The following is a 17,870-nucleotide window of genomic DNA, read 5'->3' as shown; positions in this document are numbered from 1 at the left end:
CGCGACGATTCTTGGGCATCTGGTACGCAAGTGAGGAATTTTTACCATCCCGTCAACGGCGTCGTTCATGCCGCCGGTGCTGCGAATACCCTACTGCGACAAGCGACTTGCGAGAACAGGTCGCCGCGGCGGCGGACCATCAAGCAGGCTGAGAACACCCTCGATGTCCAGATGAGACGCCAGCAGGTCGGCGGCGAGATCGAGCTGGGCATCGCGGTGCGCGGCCACGTTGACGTCACCGACCACGAAGCCGCCGCGCCCGGCCGCATCCGCGACCCGGCGCAGCCACCCGCGCCGAAAATCGTCGTTGTCGAGCAGGCCGTGCCAATGGGTTCCAAAGACCGCGCCGCGCACCACACCCTGCGGACGCCGGTCCGCGTCGGGCGCGAACCAGCTCTCCTCGTCACAGCGGGTGACCCGCCCATGATGGATCTCGTAGCCGGCGAGGGGCCGCTGCCAGCGGCGCAACGTCTTCTCGGAATCGAAGGCGATGTCGGCGTCGAGCAGGCCGAGGCCGGACACGCCCGCGGTCCCGGATTCCACCGGATCGTCTAGGCGACTGCACAGCATCTGAAATCCCCCGCAGATGCCCAACACCGGCTTGCCGGCGCCGGCGTGCGCGGTGATCGCGTCGTCCAGGCCGTGCTCGCGCAGCCAACCCAGGTCGGCGACAGTCGCTTTGCTGCCGGGGATGACGATCAGGTCGGTGTCGGCGATGTCGGCGGGATCGGTGACCCAGCGCACCAGCACGCCGGGTTCGCAGGCCAGCGCCTCGACGTCGGTGGAGTTGGAGATCCGGGGCAGCCGGATGGCGGCCACCCGCAGCCACTGATCGCCGCACGGCGGCGCGGGCGTGCCGATGACGCGATGCGCGACCACCGACAGCGAGTCCTCGGCGTCCAGCCACAGCTCGTCGGCGTACGGCAGCACGCCGTAGGTCGGGCGGCCCGTCAGGTCGTGCAGCCGGCGCAGCCCGGGCTCGAGCAGCGCGCGGTCGCCGCGGAATTTGTTGACGATGAAGCCGGCGATCAGGGCCTGGTCGTCCGGCTCGAGCACGGCGACCGTCCCGAACAGATGCGCCAGCAGGCCGCCGCGGTCGATGTCCCCGACCAGCAGCACCGGCAACCGCGCGGCCCGGGCCAGACCCATGTTGGCCAGATCGGTGGCGCGCAGGTTGATCTCGGCCGGCGAACCGGCCCCCTCGCAGATCACCGCGTCGAATTCGGCACGCAGGCAGGTCAATTCGTCCAGGACGACGGATGCCAGCTGATCACGATGCCGCACATAGCTTTTGGCGCTGACCGAGTCCGCGACCCGGCCCTTGATCACCAGCTGCGAAGTGCGGTCACTGCCCGGCTTGAGGAGGATCGGATTGAACCGCACGCTGGGTTCCAGCCCCGCCGCACGCGCCTGGATCGCCTGGGCGCGGCCGATCTCACCGCCCTCGACGGTGACCGCGGAGTTGTTGGACATGTTCTGCGCCTTGAACGGCGCGACGCGGACGCCGCGGCGGGCCAACAGCCGGCACAGGCCCGCCACCACCACCGATTTCCCGGCGTCGGAGCTGGTGCCCGCGACCAGCAGCGCTCCGGTCATCCGGCAAACGTCATGGCAGGGTGAGGATTTCGACGCCGGTGTCGGTGACCAGCAGGGTGTGCTCGAACTGCGCGGTCCACTTGCGGTCGCGAGTGACCACGGTCCAGCCGTCGTCCCAGATCTCGTAGTCCAGGCCGCCGAGGTTGATCATCGGTTCGATGGTGAACGTCATCCCCGGTTGCATGACGGTGGACACCGACGGCTGGTCGTAGTGCAGGACGACCAAACCGTTGTGGAACGTGGTACCGATGCCGTGCCCGGTGAAGTCACGAACGACGTTGTAGCCGAACCGGTTTGCGTACGACTCGATGACGCGGCCGACGACCGAGAGGGCGCGGCCGGGCTTGACGGCGTTGATGGCGCGCATCGTCGCCTCCCTGGTGCGCTCCACCAGCAGCCGGTGCTCCTCGGAGACATCGCCGGCCAGGAAGGTCGCGTTGGTGTCGCCGTGCACACCGTCGATGTAGGCGGTGACGTCGATGTTGACGATGTCGCCGTCCTCGATCACCGTCGAGTCCGGGATCCCGTGGCAGATGACCTCGTTGAGCGACGTGCAGCACGACTTCGGGTAGCCCTTGTAGCCCAGCGTGGAAGGGTAGGCGCCGTGGTCGACCATGTACTCGTGGGCGATGCGGTCCAGTTCGTCCGTGGTCACCCCGGGCGCGACGGCCTTGCCCGCCTCCACCAGCGCGGCGGCCGCGATCTGGCCGGCGACGCGCATCTTCTCGATCACCTCGGGTGTCTGCACCCACGGTTCGCTGCCCTCCTGGGCCGTGGGCTTGCCGACGTATTCGGGGCGCGGGATACGGCCGGGCACCGGCAGAGTCGGGGACAACTCTCCGGGGGAAAGCGCGGTGCGAGCAGGCATGCGACCAGCTTAACCGCGGTCCAGCTAAGCGATTACGGCCGCTGGCGGCGCAGCAGCGAACGGCGCGGTCCCCGGATGTTGACCGAGCCGCACACCACCCGACCGGTCAGCACCACGTGCGGCCTGCCCTCACCGGGCGGGTCTTTGCGCCGGTCGCTGGCGCTGCCGACGTAGACCTCGACGTCGTCGATCGAGGCGCTGGCCCCGTCGGGCAAGCGGATCTCCACCGAGCCGAACCTCATGTCGAGTTCGATGACCACCACCGGGCCCGCGAACCGCGCCTTGGTGAGGTCGAGTTCCACCGAGCCGAGGCGGCGGACCAGGGCCAGGCGGGTGGGCACCGTCCATTCGCCGTGGCGCTTCAGCGAGCCCGCCCAGCCGCGCAGTTCCACCCGGTCGGCCGCGGAGGTGACGAAGGCGCCCGGTCCCGGCAGGTCACCGACCAGCCCGTCCAGCTCGCCGCGGGTGCGCGCGTAGGACACCTGCGACGAGCGCTGCTCGAATTCGTCGATGTCGATCAGCCCGAGCGCGACGGCGTTGTGCAGTCGGCGCATCGTGCCGTTGCGGTCGGCGTCGGAAACCCGCAAGGCCACCATGTCGCCGCCGGTATCGGTCATGTTCGCAATTTACCGCTGCTGCGGCCCGGGGGCGCTAGGCCAAAAAGTTCGGCGGCAGCGCTTCGAACATGAACTTGGTCATCCGGACCGCCCATTCGGAGCTGCCGCCTCCCACGATCAGCGAGGCGAAGGCCAGGTCGCCGCGGTACCCGGCGAACCAGGAATGCGACCCACCCGGAAACTCCGCCTCACCGGTCTTTCCGTAGATCTCGCCGCAGCCGGCGATCTCCTTGGCGGTCCCGTTGGTCACCACCAGGCGCATCATCGGCCGCAGCGCATCGATCATCTTCGGGCTGATCGGCGTCGTGTCCCCCTGAACCGCGGTCTGCCGGCCCACGATCAGTTGGGGCACGGGCGTCTTGCCGGCGGCGACCGTGGCCGCCACCAGGGCCATGCCGAACGGGCTGGCCAGCACCTTGCCCTGGCCGAAGCCGTCCTCCGTGCGTTCAGCCAGGTCCACCGTCGGGGGCACCGATCCCGTCACGGTGGTGACGCCGTCCACCGTGTAGTCGAGGCCGATCCCGTATTGGGCGGCCGTCTGGGTCAGGCCGCGCGGCGGCATCCGGCTGCTCAACTCCGCGAAGGTGGTGTTGCAGGAGCTGGCGAACGCGCGCGACAGCGACACCACGCCGAGATCGAAGCCGCCGTAGTTGGGCACGGTGCGGTGCCCGATGTCGAGGTGGCCCGGGCACCCGAGCATCGAGTTGGGTGTGGCCATGTCGCGGTCGACGGCCGCGCCGGCGGTGATCATCTTGAACGTCGACCCCGGTGGGAACAGGCCGTTGGTGGCGGGCAGACCGTCCGCGTCGGCCCCGCCGTTCTGCGCGATCGCGAGGATCTCCCCGGTCGACGGCTTGATCACCACGATCATCGCCTTGCCGCCCTTGTTGTCGACCGCGCGCTGGGCGGCGTTCTGCACGACCCGGTCCAGGGTGATCGACACCGACGGCGCCGGCGACCCTTGGACCTCGTGTAGCACCTCGACCTCGACGCCGTTCTGATTGACGCTCACCACCCGCCAGCCCGCCTGGCCGTCGAGTTGGTCGACCACCGCCTTCTTCACCGCGGAGATGACCGCCGGCGCGAAATGCGGGTCGGTGGGCAGCATTTCGGGCTGCGGGGTGACGATGACGCCGGGCAGGTGTCCGACCAGCGGGGACACCTTGTCGTTGTCGTCGGGGTGCAGCGTCACGCCCAGATCCACGGGGTGGGGCGTCGAGCTGGCCTGCTCGGCAAGCAGCTGCGGGTCGTTGAGGGCCCCGTTGAAGGGGTGCAGCACGTCGACGATCGCGTGGGCCGTGCTGAACAACGCCGGTCCGGCCTGGCTGGCGTCCAGCGTGTAGTGGTACAGGTAGCCGGGCACCAGCACGTCGCTGCCGCCGACCTCGTTCACCGAGGCGCGGTGCGGCCGGTCGGCACGCAGCGCGAACGTCTGGTGCTCGCCCAGCTTGGCGTGCAGCGCGGTGGTGGTCCACCGCACCGCCCAGTGCCCCTCGTCGCGCGCCATCCGCAGCTGGCCGTCGTAGGTCCAGGTGCGGTTCTTGGGCAGGTGCCAGGTGAAGCGGTAGCCGACGGTGCCGCTGTCCTCGGCGTACTTGGCGTTGAGGATCTGCGCGTCGAGGTGGGACGCCTGCAGGCCGGACCAGGCCGCGTTGAGCGCCTCGCGCGCCTCATTGGGGCTGTCGCTGAGCTGCGCGGCGGTCGCGGTGTCGCCGACGGCCAGGGCGCGGAAGAACTTCTCGGCCGCCGGGCCCGGGCCGTCGGGCCGGGGCGTGCATCCGGACAGGACGATGACCGCGACCAGCAGCAAGCCTGAGGCGGATGAGGCCCATGTTGTTCTAGTTACCATCGGTGCAAATGTTAAGAACTGCGGCCTGAACTGCGGCGCCGACACACCGAGACCCAACCGTTATGCGTGGATTGCGGGCGAGCCACGGCGCGAATGTGCGGGCAGCCGCGCATTCGGTACCGAGCGTGCGGACAGCCGCACACTCGTCCGCAAGGGGTGACCCGCTAGTCGAGCAGCACCGTCGCGAAGGTGCCGATCTCGGTGAAACCCACCCGGGCGTAGGCGGCGCGCGCCACCGTGTTGAAGTCGTTGACGTAGAGGCTGGCGGTGCGCCCGGTGCCGACGATCACCGCGGCGACCGTCGCGGTGCCGGCGGTGCCCAGGCCCAGGCCGCGCCACTCCGGGTGCACCCACACCCCCTGGATCTGGCCCACACCCGGCGACTGCGAACCCACCTCGGCCTTGAACACGACCTGGCCGTGCTCGAACCGCGCCCAGGCCCGCCCGGCGGTGATCAGGCTGGCCACCCGCCTGCGGTAGCCGCGGCCGCCGTCGCCGAGCCGCGGGTCGACGCCGACTTCGCCGATGAACATGTCGACGGCGGCCACTAGGTAGGCGTCCAGCTCCTCGGGCCGGACCTGCCGCACGCCGGGATCCAGCTCGCAGCTGGGGTGGCTGGACAACGCCAGCAGCGGCTGGTGGTCACGCACGTCACGCGCCGGGCCCCAGGCCGCCTCGAGCCGCTCCCACATCGGCATCACCAGATCGGCCCTGCCGACCAGCGACGAGCAGCGCCGCGTTCCGCGCATCGCCTCGTCGGCGAACGCGCTCAGGTCGGCCGGCCCGCCGCGCAGCGGGATCAGGTTGGCGCCGGCGAAGCACAGCGATTCGTCGGCACCCCGCAGCGTCCACAGTTCGCCGCCGATCGAATTGGGGTCGATGCCGTGGTCGGCCACCCGGGCCGCGACCATGCACGACGCGACGGGATCGTCGTCGAGCACCCGCCACACCGCGGCCGCGTCGCGCACCACGGACACCCGTCGCTCACCGACAAGGCGGAACAGGGGCGGAGCCGACATCTGGCGAACTCTCTGTGGTGCGAACTCTTGGACCGGCGCTGGCGTTTATCAGCTTACGGTGACAACAGGTGAACCGCTGGATGTTGCTTCCGGTCCGTCCTCGCTGTTCATCTCGTGGCCCATTTCGGCGGCGAGCCGCTGAGCCTCTTCGATCAGGGTCTCGACGATCTGGGCTTCCGGCACGGTCTTGATGACCTCACCACGAACGAAGATCTGGCCCTTGCCATTTCCGGACGCGACGCCGAGGTCGGCCTCGCGGGCCTCCCCCGGGCCGTTGACGACGCAGCCCATCACGGCCACGCGCAGCGGCACGTCCAGACCGTCCAGGCCGGCCGTCACCGCGTTGGCGAGGGTGTACACGTCGACCTGCGCGCGACCGCACGACGGGCACGACACGATCTCCAGCCCGCGCGGCCGCAGGTTCAGCGACTCGAGGATCTGGATGCCGACCTTGACCTCCTCGACCGGAGGCGCCGACAGCGACACCCGGATGGTGTCGCCGATGCCGCGCGACAGCAGCGCCCCGAAGGCGACCGCGGACTTGATGGTGCCCTGGAAGGCCGGACCGGCCTCGGTGACCCCAAGATGCAGCGGGTAATCGCACTGCTCGGCCAGCTGCTCGTAGGCGGCGACCATCACCACCGGGTCGTTGTGCTTGACGCTGATCTTGATGTTGCCGAAGCCGTGCTCCTCGAACAGCGAGGCCTCCCACAGCGCGGACTCGACCAGCGCCTCGGGGGTGGCCTTGCCGTACTTCTGCATGAACCGCTTGTCCAGCGAGCCGGCGTTGACGCCGATGCGGATCGGGATGTCCGCCGCCGCAGCCGCTTTGGCGACCTCGCCGACCCGTCCGTCGAATTCCTTGATGTTGCCGGGGTTTACCCGCACCGCGGCGCACCCGGCGTCGATCGCGGCGAAGATGTACTTGGGCTGGAAGTGGATGTCGGCGATCACCGGGATCTGGCTGTGCCGGGCGATCTCGGCCAGCGCGTCGGCGTCCTCCTGACGCGGGCAGGCCACCCGGACGATGTCACAGCCGGCCGCGGTGAGCTCGGCGATCTGCTGCAGGGTCGTGTTGACGTCGTGCGTCTTGGTGGTGCACATCGACTGCACCGAAATCGGATGGTCGCTGCCGACCCCGACGTCGCGGACCATCAGTTGACGCGTTTTTCGCCGGGGAGCGAGCGTGGGCGCCGGGGTCTTCGGCATGCCCAGGCCAGTGGTCACGGTGTTGATTCCTTCGGTTTCGTCATTGGAAGAGCCTGATCGGGTTGACCAGATCGGCGGTCACGGTCAGCAGCATGTAGCCGACCACGAACACCAGCACGACGTACGTCGCGGGCATCAGCTTGAGGTAGTTCACCGGCGCGGCCGCGACCATGCCGCGGGCCGACCGGACCAGGTTGCGGATCTTCTCGAACACCGCGATGGCGATGTGGCCGCCGTCGAACGGCAGCAGCGGCACCAGGTTGATCGCGCCCAGGATGAGGTTCAGCTGCGCCAGGAAGAACCAGAACGCCACCCACAACCCGTGGTCGACGGTGTCGCCGCCGATGATGCTGGCGCCGACGACGCTCATCGGCGTCTGCGGGTCTCGCTGCCCCCCGCCGATGGCGTGCACCAGCGCGCCGACCTTCGTCGGGATCGCGACCAGGGCCTTGCCCACCTCGCCGGTGAGGTCACCGGCGAAGGCGACGGTGGCCGGGATCGCGGTGAACACCCCGTAGCGCGTGGGCGCCACCTTGACGGCCCCGACGCCGATGGCGCCGACCGTCGAGGGCTGCTGCTGCGCGCCCTGCCCGCTGGTCAGGTAGCGCTGCGTGGTGGTCACGTCGACGTAGGTGGTGATCGTGGCGCCGTTGCGCTGCGCGACGATCGGGACGTTGCCGTGCGCCTTGCGGATGGCGGCGGCCATGTCGTCGAAGGTCGACACCGGGGTGTCGCCCACCTTGACGATGACGTCGCCGGGCCGGATTCCGGCCAGCGCCGCCGGCCCGGGCCCGGTGCAGTCGGCGATCTTGCCGGGAGCCACTTCCGGTGCCACACAAGCGGTTTCGCCGACGACCGCTTGGGTCGGCGGATGCAGATTGGGCAGCCCCCAGATCAACGCGATGCCGTAGAGCAACACCAGGCAGATGATGAAGTTCGCGGCGGGGCCGGCGAACAGCACCGCGACCCGCTTCCAGACCTTCTGCTTGAACATGGCGCGGTCGGCCTCGTCGGGTGCGAGCTCCTCCACCGAGGTCATGCCGGCGATGTCGCAGAAGCCGCCCAGCGGAACCGCCTTGAGGCCGTACTCGGTTTCACCGCGCCGGGTCGACCACAGGGTGGGGCCGAAGCCGACGAAGTAGCGCCGCACCTTCATGCCGGTCGCACGCGCGACCCACATGTGCCCGCACTCGTGCAGGGCCACCGAGATCAGGATGGCCAGTGCGAACAGCACAATGCCGATGACGAACATCATTTGGCTGCGAGGACCTTTCTCACACCACTCCGGAGGCTTTTGCTGACACCTTGGCGGGCTGGGCTTGCGCGACGGCACGCTGCGCCCGGTCACGTGCCCAGCGCTGCGCATCGAGTACCTCATCCACGTTAGCGGGTGTAACGGCCCATTGGTCGGCGGCGTGCAGCACGTCGGCGATGGTTTTGACGATCGCGGGGAACCCGACCCGGCCCGCGAGGAAGGCCTCCGCCGCCTCCTCGTTGGCCGCGTTGTAGACCGCGGTCATGCAGCCCCCGGTCTGCCCGGCGTGCCGGGCCAGCTCGACCGCGGGGAAAACGTCGGCGTCCAGCGGCTCGAAGTCCCAGCTAGATGCCGTGCTGAAGTCACAGCCGGCCGCCGCCCCGGGCACCCGCTGGGGCCAGCCCAGGGCCAGCGAGATCGGCAGCCTCATGTCCGGCGGGCTGGCCTGGGCAAGCGTCGAGCCGTCCACGAACGTGACCATCGAATGAACAATCGACTGAGGGTGCACGACCACCTCGATGCGGTCGTACGGGATGCCGAACAACAGGTGGGTCTCGATGAGCTCCAGCCCCTTGTTGACCAGCGAGGCCGAGTTGAGCGTGTTCATCGGGCCCATCGACCACGTCGGATGGGCGCCGGCCTGCTCCGGGGTGACGTCCTCGAGCTGGGCGGACGTCCAGCCGCGGAACGGCCCGCCGGAGGCGGTCAGCACCAGCTTGGCGACCTCGTCGGGGCTTCCGCCGCGCAGGCATTGCGCCAGCGCGGAATGCTCGGAGTCCACCGGCACGATCTGCCCTGGCGCGGCGGCCCGCAGCACCAGCGGTCCGCCGGCGATCAGCGATTCCTTGTTGGCCAGCGCCAGCCGGGCGCCCGACGCCAGCGCGGCCAGCGTGGGCCGCAGCCCCAACGCCCCCACCAGCGCGTTGAGCACGACGTCGGCCTCGGTCTCCTCGACCAGCCGGGTCGCCGCCTCGGGCCCGGAGAACCGGATGTCGCCGGCCCGCTGCGCGGCGCGTTCATCGGCGACCGCGATGTTGGTCACACCGGTCTCGGCGCGCTGGCGCAACAGCGTGTCCAGGTTGGCGCCGCCCGCGGCCAGACCGACCACCTCGAAGCGGTCCGGATTGGCGGCGATGACGTCCAGCGCCTGGGTGCCGATGGAACCGGTGCTGCCCAGCACCAGCACGCGCAGGCGGTCCCGCGTTTGCCCATCGGTGGTCGGGTTGGTCACCCATTCATTGTGCCGCCCGGCGTCGACGCGGGCCATGCCCCGCAGGCCCGGTGGCGGGTATGCCAGAATTTGGGTTCGACAAGCCAATCCGATCCGAAGGGGATTCGCCGTGGCCAGTACCGAGGTGGAGCACTTCAACGGCGTCGACGCCGTCGAGGTGCCGTCGGCAGCGTGGGGTTGGAGCAGGATCAACCACCGAACCTGGCACATCGCCGGGCTGATCGGCTTCGGCTTCCTGCTGGCGATGCTGCGCGGCAACCACGTCGGTCATATCGAGAACTGGTTCCTGATCGGGTTTGCGGCGCTGATCCTGGTGGCGCTGATCCGCGACCTGTGGGGCCGCCGGCGCGGCTGGATCAGGTAGCCACCCCCTTGTCCTAGCGGTGCGCCCGGCGACGCCAGGCGCCCCCGATCACGACGACCGCCAGCGCGACCATGGCGATCACCCACGGCCACACCCCGTGCTGATGTACCCAGCCGGCCACCGCGCCCTGCAGCCGCCCGGCCCCGCTGATCACCGCGTCACGCGGGTTGCCGTTCGGGCCGAACAGGCGCACCTCGTAGCTGCCGTAATAGGCCACGTACAGCCCGACGAGCACCAGCAGCGCGCCGCCGATCCGGTTGACGAACGGCAGCGCGCGGCGCAGCCGGTCCACCATCGCCGAGCTCGCCGTCGCCGCGGCGACGGCGAGCACACCGACCACCAGGGTGAGCCCCGCGCTGTAGGCGAGGTAGATCGCGACGCCGGTGGCGATCGATCCCCCGCGCAGACCGGCGGCCGTGACGGCCAGAAACGGCCCGACGGTGCACGACAGCGAGGCGATCGCGTAGCTGATGCCGTAGCCGTACATCGAGCCCAGCCGGGCGGTGGGAGCCCACCGCGGGGCCAGCGGCCGCGGAGTCAGGGCCGACAGCGCCCGGCCCGACAGGAGCCACGCCCCGAGCCCGATCAAGACCACGCCGACGACCACGGTCGCGTACGGCAGGTAGCGCTGCACCGTGGTGGCCGCCGAGACGGTCAAAGCGCCGAACACGCCGAAGACGGTCAGGAAGCCCAACGCCATCCCGACGGTGGCCGCCAGCGCCCGGCTGGCGGCGGTCACCCCCGACGAAGCCCCGGCACGCTGGCCGCGCACCACCAGCAGGAGGTAGGCGGGCAGCATGGCGAACCCGCACGGGTTCAGCGCGGCCACCAATCCCGCGGCGGAGGCGAGGCCGACCAGACCCTGGTCCCCCAAGTCAGGACCTCAGGGCGGCGACCCGGTCCGAGAGCTCCTGCTGGGACATCGCCGAAGTCGGGTTGTTGACGAACGTCGAGCTGCCGTCCGCGCGGTAGAACACGTAGGCCGGCTGCCAGGGGACGTTGTAGCGGGCCCAGATCGACCCGTCGGCGTCGTTGAGGTTGGTGAAGTTCAGGCCGTATTTGGAGACGAAGGCCTGTTCCGCGCCGACGTCCGAGTGCCCGGCGACCCCGACGAAGGTGACACCCGGATTGGCGGCCGCCACCTGGCTGACGCCCGGGGCTTCGGCGTTGCAGAACGGGCAGAACGGCGCCCAGAACCACAGCACCGCGGGCTTGCCCTGCAAACTGGCGCCGTTGAACGGCGCACCGCTCAGCGTCGTCCCGGTGAATTGCAGCCGGTCGTCGGCGGCGAGCGCGCGGGGCGCGCCGCCCAGCACGAATATCAGTGCAGCGGCGAGAACGGCCGCGGCGAACAACCTGAGCGGCGAGAACAAGCGAATCATGACGCACCCCCGTTTGCTGGCGTTATGCCTTATAGACGTGAGCGTCGTCGTCCAGGTTCACCCGCGTTCCGCGGCCAGCTGTCCGCACGCCGGTGCTGAAACGCCTGCGCTCCAGCTACCCGCGTTCCGCGGCCAGCTGTCCGCACGCGGCGCTGATCTCCCGGCCGCGGGTGTCGCGCACCGTGCAGGACACCCCCTTGCCGCGGACCCGCCGGACAAACTCCCGCTCGACCGCCTTGGGGCTGGCGTCCCACTCACTGCCCGGGGTCGGGTTGAGCGGAATCAGGTTCACGTGCACCAGCGGGCCGAGCGCGCGATGCAGGCGCTGCCCCAAAAGGTCTGCGCGCCAAGGCTGGTCGTTGACATCGCGGATCAACGCGTACTCCACCGACACCCGCCGACCGGTGACGTCGGCGTAGTACCGTGCGGCGTCGAGGGCCTCGGTGATCTTCCACCGGTTGTTGACCGGCACCAGCGTGTCGCGCAGTTCGTCGTCGGGCGCGTGCAGCGACAGCGCCAGCGTGACGCCGAGCCGTTCGTCGGCGAGGGTGCGGATGGCGGGGGCCAGACCCACCGTCGACACCGTCACCGAACGGGCCGAGATGCCGAAACCGTGTGGCGGCGCGGCGATGATGCGCCGCACCGCGGCGACCACCCGGGCGTAGTTGGCCAGCGGCTCCCCCATGCCCATGAACACCACATTGGACAGCCGGTCCCCGAAGTCGTCGCGCAGCGCTACGGCGCCGGCGCGCACCTGCTCGAGGATCTCGGCGGTCGACAGGTTGCGGGTCAGCCCGCCCTGGCCCGTCGCGCAGAACGGACAGGCCATGCCGCAGCCCGCCTGCGACGAGATGCAGACGGTGTTGCGTTGCGGATAGCGCATCAGCACCGACTCGACGGTGACCCCATCGAGCGCGCGCCACAACGTCTTTCGGGTTTGGCCCGCATCACAGGTCACCTCGGAGGCCGCGGAGAGCAGGATCGGGAACATGGTCTCGGCGATGGCGTCGCGCACGCCCGCCGGAAGGTCGGTCATCTGCCGCGGATCGGCGATCAGCCGGCCGTAGTACTGATGCGCCAGCTGCTTGGCGCGAAACGCGGGCAGGCCCAGCTCCGCGACGGCGGACGCGCGGCCGTCCTCATCGAGGTCGGCCAGGTGCCGCGGCGGCTTGCCGCGCCGGGGCTCGGAGAAAACCAATTGTGCAACCATGACCTGTCCAGTATCGGTCACGTTCGGCCCTGCCTAGGGAACGAGTGTCAGCACCGTCCAGGCCGCGACCGCCGAAGGCAGGACGCCGTCGAGCCGATCCATCAGACCACCGTGGCCCGGCAGCAGCCGTCCCATGTCCTTGATGCCGAGGTCGCGCTTGATCTGGGATTCCACCAGATCGCCGAGCGTGCCGGTCAGCACCAGGACGACACCCAGCAGCACGCCGATCCACCACGGTTTGCCGGCCAGCAAGGTCGCCGTCAGGGTCGCCGCGGTGATGCCGAACACCAAGGAGCCGGCGAATCCCTCCCAGGACTTCTTGGGACTGATCGCCGGGACCATCGGGTGCTTGCCGATGAGCGCCCCCACGGCATATCCGCCGGTGTCGGAGGCGACGACGGTGATCATCAGGCAGAACACCCGCCCGGCGCCGTCGTGCGGGTAGACCAGCAGCACGCCGAAGGACGCGAACAACGGCACCCACGCGGCCAGGAACGCGGTGGCCGAGGCGTCGCGGAGGTAGTTGGCCGACGGCGAGCCGGCGAACGGCTCCGGCCGTTTGCGGTTGTCCTGCATGAACAGCCGCCACACGTTGCAGACCACGACGGTGACGCCGAAGCCTGCCAGTGCGCCCGCGGCGTGGAAGGGCCAGGTCAACCACACGGTGAGCTGGCCGCCGGCCAGCAGTGGGATGACCGGGATGACGTAGCCGGCTTCGCGTAACCGCCGAACCACCTCGTGGGTGGCCACCACGATGGCGAGCGCGACGATCAGCACCCAGAAGCGCGGCGCGAACACCAGCGTCACGACCAGCACGGCGCCGATGCCGGCACCCACCGCGATGGCGGCGCGCAGGTCGCGTCCTGCCCGCGATGTCTTCTCGGCCGGCTGTCCGATCGTCTCCTTGGCGGCGCGCGACGGATCGTCGGGCGGGTCGCCTGCGCTGGGTTCTGGGGTAGCCACTGGCCTGGATGGACTGAGCTGCTGAGGCCTAGACCTCCAGCAGTTCGCCTTCTTTGTGTTTGACCAGCTCTTCGATCTGGGTGGTGTACTGGTGAGTGGTCTTGTCCAGGTCCTTTTCGGCCCGGCCGACCTCGTCCTCGCCGGCCTCGCCGTCCTTGCGGATGCGATGCAGCTCCTCCATCGCCTTGCGGCGGATGTTGCGCACCGAGACCTTGGCGTCCTCACCCTTGCTCTTGGCCTGCTTGACCAGCTCCCGGCGGCGTTCCTCGGTGAGCTGCGGCACGGCCACCCGGATCAGGGTGCCGTCGTTGGTGGGGTTGACCCCCAGGTCGGAGTTGCGAATCGCCGTCTCGATCGCGCCCACCTGGCTGGCTTCATACGGCTTGATGACGACGAGGCGCGCCTCGGGCACGTTGATGCTGGCCAGCTGCGTGATGGGCGTGGCGGTGCCGTAGTAGTCGATCACGATCCGCGAGAACATGCCCGGGTTGGCGCGCCCGGTCCGGATGGTGGACAAGTCGTCGCGGGCAACCGCCACAGCCTTCTCCATTTTCTCTTCCGCGTCGAAGAGAGCCTCGTCAATCATGTGCGCGTCTTCCCCTCAGGTGGTGACCAGAGTCCCGATTTTCTCACCAGCGACCGCCCGGGCGATATTGCCATTGGTCAGCAGGTTGAACACCAGGATCGGCATGCCATTGTCCATGCACAGGCTGAACGCGGTGGCATCGGCCACTCGCAGGCCGCGGTCGATCACCTCACGGTGACTGATCGCCGCGATCAGTTCGGCATCTGGATGCTGCCGCGGATCGGCGTCGAACACGCCGTCGACCGCCTTGGCCATCAAGACCACCTCGGCACCGATCTCCAGCGCACGCTGCGCGGCGGTGGTGTCGGTGGAGAAGTACGGCAGCCCCATGCCGGCACCGAAGATCACCACGCGGCCCTTCTCCAGGTGGCGCACAGCGCGCAACGGCAGATACGGCTCGGCCACCTGGCCCATGGTGATCGCGGTCTGGACCCGGGTGACGATGCCTTCCTTCTCCAGAAAGTCTTGCAGCGCGAGGCTGTTCATGACGGTGCCCAGCATGCCCATGTAGTCCGAGCGGGTGCGTTCCATGCCGCGCTGCTGAAGTTGCGCCCCGCGGAAGAAGTTGCCCCCGCCGATCACGACGGCGACCTGGACGCCGTCGCGGACCACCTCGGCGATCTGCCGAGCCACCCGCGCCACGACATCGGGATCCAGGCCGACCTGGCCGCCGCCGAACATCTCACCACCGAGCTTGAGTAACACTCGCGAATACCTGGCCCGGCTCGGTGGCTGTCCGGTTACGCCGTTGCTGGTGGCTGTCGGCTCCGGCCTCGGAGCCGCCGAGCCGGCGACTTGGGGCTCCCTGGACTCCGTCATCAGACTCCTCGCATGAGAGTGCCATCCCGGGCGATCTGGATCCCGGAACGGCATTTCACATCCTGCCTCATCGCAGCACAATGCGGCGTCGGCGGGGTGCATTATGCGCATAGTTGGCGCGCCGGACCAATTTTGGAGCCTCTCGGTAGTGGGTCGCCGCGAAAGCGGACCCCACCGCCACCGGAGGGACATATACCCAAGGGGGGTATGGTATTCTTAACTGATGCAGCGACGATTGGCGCGCCTGGCAGCCGTAACAATGCTTGGCACCGCGGGTTTGGGACTGGTTCCGGCGACCGCCGCCTCCCCCGCCCAGGCCAAGGTCGTGGACCACGCAGTGCAGGGACATCAAGGCGGATGCGGGACCTGCCACGCACACCAGCGCCACGCCTTTCACCACCGGCGCGCTGGATAGCGCCGCTTCACACCGATCCGCTGCCGGCCCGGATTGTGCCGACGATTGTGCTCACGCCGAGATTCCGTTCGTCGGACCCGCGTTTGAGCGACGGTTGGCTTGGGAATCCGCATCAACGCGGCAGAATTATGCGGTCTTAAGCAATAAGGACCGGCCTCGCCGTATGACCCGGTCGATCGCTTGCGATCGCCGTTGAGCGCCAATCGCTCGCAGTACGCCAACGAGGAGGAGTTACTTCCATGGCTGAAGAAAACAAGTCGGGACCTGCCGAAGCCGTGAAGGGCGTCGTCGAGGACGTCAAAGGCAAGGCCAAGGAGGCCGTAGGCGCGGTGGCCGGTCGCGATGACCTCACCCGCGAGGGCCAGGCGCAGCAGGACAAGGCCGACGCACAGCGCGACGCGGCGAAGAAGGAAGCCGAAGCCGAAGCCGCGCGCGGCGGCGCCAAGGCAGCCGAAGAGCGCCAGAAAGACAACCAGTAGCACGTGGTTGTCGATGGGCCCGGTCCGTGGAAACGGGCCGGGCCCATTGCTTTTGTCGACTCTCTCTAGGCTGAGAGCGGCACGACTTTGCATAGTTTTGGGCAGGGTGGGTATTCACGCGTAGCGCTGTAAGACATCTCCGCAGAGGTGCCTACGGACCGGGGGGAAGCCGGGACGTTATGAGTTTGGAGATGGCCGTTGGACGTGGTGGTGCTCACGGACGAGGACGATTTCGAATCGGCCCTACCGGATCTGGCGACGTTCGCGCAGCCGATGCGCCGCATCACCCTGGCGGCCGAGCCCGACGGGCATTTCGCCACGGCCGACATCGCGATCATCGATGCGCGCAGCAACATCGAGGTCGCACAGGCCGTCAGCCATCGACTGACGGCCGACAACCCCGGAACCGCGGTGGTCGCTTTGGTCGCCCCGGCCGATTGTGCCGCCGTCGACGTCGACTGCAATTTCGATGACGTGATGCTGCCCGGTACCGGGGCCGAAGAACTGCAGGCACGGATGCGCCTGGCCATCGGCCGCAGGCGCGGCGCGGTCGACGGCACATTGCGGTTCGGAGACCTGCAGCTGCACCCGGCCAGTTTCACCGCCACGCTGGACGGTAACGACCTGGGCCTGACCCTCACCGAGTTCAAATTGCTGAATTTCCTTGTGCAGCATGCCGGTCAGGCATTCACCCGGACGCGGCTGATGCAGGAGGCGTGGGGCCACGACAGCACCGGCAAGGTCCGCACGGTCGACGTGCACATTCGACGACTGCGCGCCAAGCTGGGCACGCGCCACCAGTTCCTGGTGGATACCGTCCGCGGCGTCGGCTACCGGGCGGCGACGCCGCCGCAGCCGGAATGGGTCGTCGCCGACTCGGCGCTCACCCCGATCTGGACCTCGCCGACCGCGCCGGCGGGTCGGCCGGACCCCCAAGTCTCAGAGTCCTAACGCGTTTCGCCGCAACGCCTTTGGTGGTACCATCAGCCGAAGAGCGGGAAGGCGCGCTTGCGCGCGAGCGCATCCATTCCGTCCTGGATGGCGTCTTGCACCTCGTGGTACTTGCGGTCGACGTATTGGTCGTCGTCGGCCCGCGCGGGATCGTTGTCGAGCTCCACGGCAGGCATGAACCGGGTCCTGATCTTGGCGGGCAGGGGCAGCTGCGGCAGCGCCGCCGGCGCGATCCCCCATGGCAGCGAGACGGCCAGCGGAAACACCTTGAGCCGCAGAATGCGGTCCAGGCGCAGGGCTTTCGACAGCCGGTCGCCGCGGATCAACACCGGCATCGCGTCGGCGCCGCCGACCGTGGCGATCGGAACTATCGGCACGCCGGCACGGATCGCCATCTTGACGAAACCGGTCCGCCCCGCCAGGTTGGCCTGATCGCGCTCCGTCCACGGGCGCAATGAGTCCACCTCGCCGCCCGGCCACAGCGCCACGTCGCGCCCTTCGGCGAGCGCGGTGGCGATCGCGTCCGGGGCCGCCGGCAGCACCCCCATCGACCGGAAGTATCGCCCGAACAACGGGATTGCCATCAGCGCATCGTGAGCGGTGCCGTGCAGGGGGCGCTCCTGGCCGAACCGCCGCCACCATTGCAATCCCACGGTCCAGGCGTCCCAGACAAACGGGGCCCCGAGTGGATGCCAACCAGCAGCGCCGGCGGTGACTCCGGGATGTTCTCCCAGCCGTCGATCTCCATGCGGAACCAATAGTCCACCAGCACATTCCACAGATACTTCTGTCGTTGCAGGGTGGTCTCGTCCTGACCGGAGAGGTCCCACTGCGCGGCCCGCTCGGCCACCCAGCCGCCCAGGCCGCCGCTTTGCTTGTCGCGACGTTCCTCCATCGCCTCGCGGGCCTCTTCGGCATGCCGCTTCGCCTGAGCACGTATCGGCGCCGGCCTGTGATCCGGATTACTCATGCCTTGTCGCATACCCGATTCGGGCGCGCACGATTCGCTCAGACGCAAATCTCCCCGCGCCGCATGGCGCGGCGCGGGGAGATTTCA

The 17,870-nt window shown here is 69.0% G+C and carries 17 protein-coding genes and 1 pseudogene; 3 read left to right on the top strand and 15 right to left on the bottom strand.

The window, feature by feature from the left end:
• Nucleotides 1-90: 90 nt before the first annotated feature.
• From B9D87_RS00935 to dxr, 8 genes are all read right to left on the bottom strand, one after another.
• Nucleotides 91-1,596 carry a cobyric acid synthase gene (locus tag B9D87_RS00935; protein WP_007775239.1) on the bottom strand — a complete coding sequence of 502 codons (1,506 nt, stop codon included), beginning with the start codon at nucleotides 1,594-1,596 and terminating at the stop codon, nucleotides 91-93.
• 10 nt (nucleotides 1,597-1,606) lie between these two features.
• Entirely contained in the window at nucleotides 1,607-2,464 is an 858-nt protein-coding gene (gene map, locus B9D87_RS00930) for a type I methionyl aminopeptidase (RefSeq protein ID WP_007775242.1), read from the bottom strand.
• 32 nt (nucleotides 2,465-2,496) lie between these two features.
• A complete protein-coding gene (locus B9D87_RS00925) occupies nucleotides 2,497-3,081 on the bottom strand; it encodes a DUF1707 SHOCT-like domain-containing protein (protein WP_007775257.1) in 585 nt (194 codons plus the stop codon).
• 34 nt (nucleotides 3,082-3,115) lie between these two features.
• A complete protein-coding gene (locus B9D87_RS00920) occupies nucleotides 3,116-4,930 on the bottom strand; it encodes a penicillin-binding transpeptidase domain-containing protein (protein ID WP_007775259.1) in 1,815 nt (604 codons plus the stop codon).
• A 164-nt stretch (nucleotides 4,931-5,094) separates the two neighbouring features.
• Nucleotides 5,095-5,949, bottom strand: a complete 855-nt coding sequence (locus B9D87_RS00915; protein ID WP_007775261.1) for a GNAT family N-acetyltransferase — start codon at nucleotides 5,947-5,949, stop codon at nucleotides 5,095-5,097.
• A 48-nt stretch (nucleotides 5,950-5,997) separates the two neighbouring features.
• Nucleotides 5,998-7,176, bottom strand: a complete 1,179-nt coding sequence (gene ispG, locus B9D87_RS00910) for a flavodoxin-dependent (E)-4-hydroxy-3-methylbut-2-enyl-diphosphate synthase (protein ID WP_007775268.1) — start codon at nucleotides 7,174-7,176, stop codon at nucleotides 5,998-6,000.
• Nucleotides 7,177-7,198: 22 nt separating this feature from the next.
• Nucleotides 7,199-8,413, bottom strand: a complete 1,215-nt coding sequence (locus B9D87_RS00905; protein WP_007775270.1) for a M50 family metallopeptidase — start codon at nucleotides 8,411-8,413, stop codon at nucleotides 7,199-7,201.
• Nucleotides 8,414-8,432: 19 nt separating this feature from the next.
• A complete protein-coding gene (gene dxr / locus B9D87_RS00900; protein ID WP_007775272.1) occupies nucleotides 8,433-9,644 on the bottom strand; it encodes a 1-deoxy-D-xylulose-5-phosphate reductoisomerase in 1,212 nt (403 codons plus the stop codon).
• A 109-nt stretch (nucleotides 9,645-9,753) separates the two neighbouring features.
• Here dxr and B9D87_RS00895 point away from each other — a divergent pair, with 109 nt between their 5' ends.
• Entirely contained in the window at nucleotides 9,754-10,008 is a 255-nt protein-coding gene (locus B9D87_RS00895; RefSeq protein WP_007775274.1) for a DUF2631 domain-containing protein, read from the top strand.
• 13 nt (nucleotides 10,009-10,021) lie between these two features.
• Here the strand turns inward: B9D87_RS00895 and B9D87_RS00890 are convergent, their stop codons facing one another.
• The 6 genes from B9D87_RS00890 to pyrH all read right to left on the bottom strand — a co-directional run bounded on the left by B9D87_RS00890 (nucleotide 10,022) and on the right by pyrH (nucleotide 14,968).
• Nucleotides 10,022-10,882, bottom strand: coding sequence for a cytochrome c biogenesis CcdA family protein (locus B9D87_RS00890; protein WP_007775276.1), 861 nt, complete (start codon nucleotides 10,880-10,882; stop codon nucleotides 10,022-10,024).
• A gap of 1 nt (nucleotide 10,883) precedes the next feature.
• Complete coding sequence (gene dsbE, locus B9D87_RS00885; RefSeq protein ID WP_007775278.1) at nucleotides 10,884-11,390, bottom strand: disulfide bond-forming protein DsbE; 507 nt, start codon at nucleotides 11,388-11,390, stop codon at nucleotides 10,884-10,886.
• A gap of 115 nt (nucleotides 11,391-11,505) precedes the next feature.
• Nucleotides 11,506-12,600, bottom strand: a complete 1,095-nt coding sequence (gene rlmN, locus B9D87_RS00880) for a dual-specificity RNA methyltransferase RlmN (RefSeq protein ID WP_007775280.1) — start codon at nucleotides 12,598-12,600, stop codon at nucleotides 11,506-11,508.
• 33 nt (nucleotides 12,601-12,633) lie between these two features.
• Nucleotides 12,634-13,563: a phosphatidate cytidylyltransferase gene (locus tag B9D87_RS00875; protein WP_007775281.1), complete on the bottom strand. Its 930-nt coding sequence runs from the start codon at nucleotides 13,561-13,563 to the stop codon at nucleotides 12,634-12,636.
• Between the two features lie 28 nt (nucleotides 13,564-13,591).
• The gene (gene frr / locus B9D87_RS00870) at nucleotides 13,592-14,149 is read right to left on the bottom strand and encodes a ribosome recycling factor (protein ID WP_007775283.1); all 558 of its coding nucleotides are present in this window, start codon (nucleotides 14,147-14,149) and stop codon (nucleotides 13,592-13,594) included.
• 15 nt (nucleotides 14,150-14,164) lie between these two features.
• Nucleotides 14,165-14,968: a UMP kinase gene (gene pyrH, locus B9D87_RS00865; protein ID WP_040631486.1), complete on the bottom strand. Its 804-nt coding sequence runs from the start codon at nucleotides 14,966-14,968 to the stop codon at nucleotides 14,165-14,167.
• A 654-nt stretch (nucleotides 14,969-15,622) separates the two neighbouring features.
• Between pyrH and mbp1 the strand changes: the two genes are divergently transcribed.
• Together mbp1 and B9D87_RS00855 are read left to right on the top strand one after the other, a co-directional pair.
• Entirely contained in the window at nucleotides 15,623-15,862 is a 240-nt protein-coding gene (gene mbp1 / locus B9D87_RS00860) for a microaggregate-binding protein 1 (RefSeq protein WP_007775289.1), read from the top strand.
• Between the two features lie 198 nt (nucleotides 15,863-16,060).
• Nucleotides 16,061-16,813 carry a winged helix-turn-helix transcriptional regulator gene (locus B9D87_RS00855; RefSeq protein WP_007775292.1) on the top strand — a complete coding sequence of 251 codons (753 nt, stop codon included), beginning with the start codon at nucleotides 16,061-16,063 and terminating at the stop codon, nucleotides 16,811-16,813.
• A gap of 32 nt (nucleotides 16,814-16,845) precedes the next feature.
• On the opposite strand, the pseudogene B9D87_RS00850 reads toward B9D87_RS00855, so the two are convergent.
• Nucleotides 16,846-17,783 (bottom strand): annotated as a pseudogene (locus B9D87_RS00850) (lysophospholipid acyltransferase family protein).
• Nucleotides 17,784-17,870 lie beyond the last annotated feature (87 nt).

It is taken from the genome of Mycobacterium colombiense CECT 3035, assembly GCF_002105755.1.
Taxonomy (GTDB): Bacteria; Actinomycetota; Actinomycetes; order Mycobacteriales; family Mycobacteriaceae; genus Mycobacterium; species Mycobacterium colombiense.
This window is presented reverse-complemented; position numbering and strand designations above follow the sequence as displayed.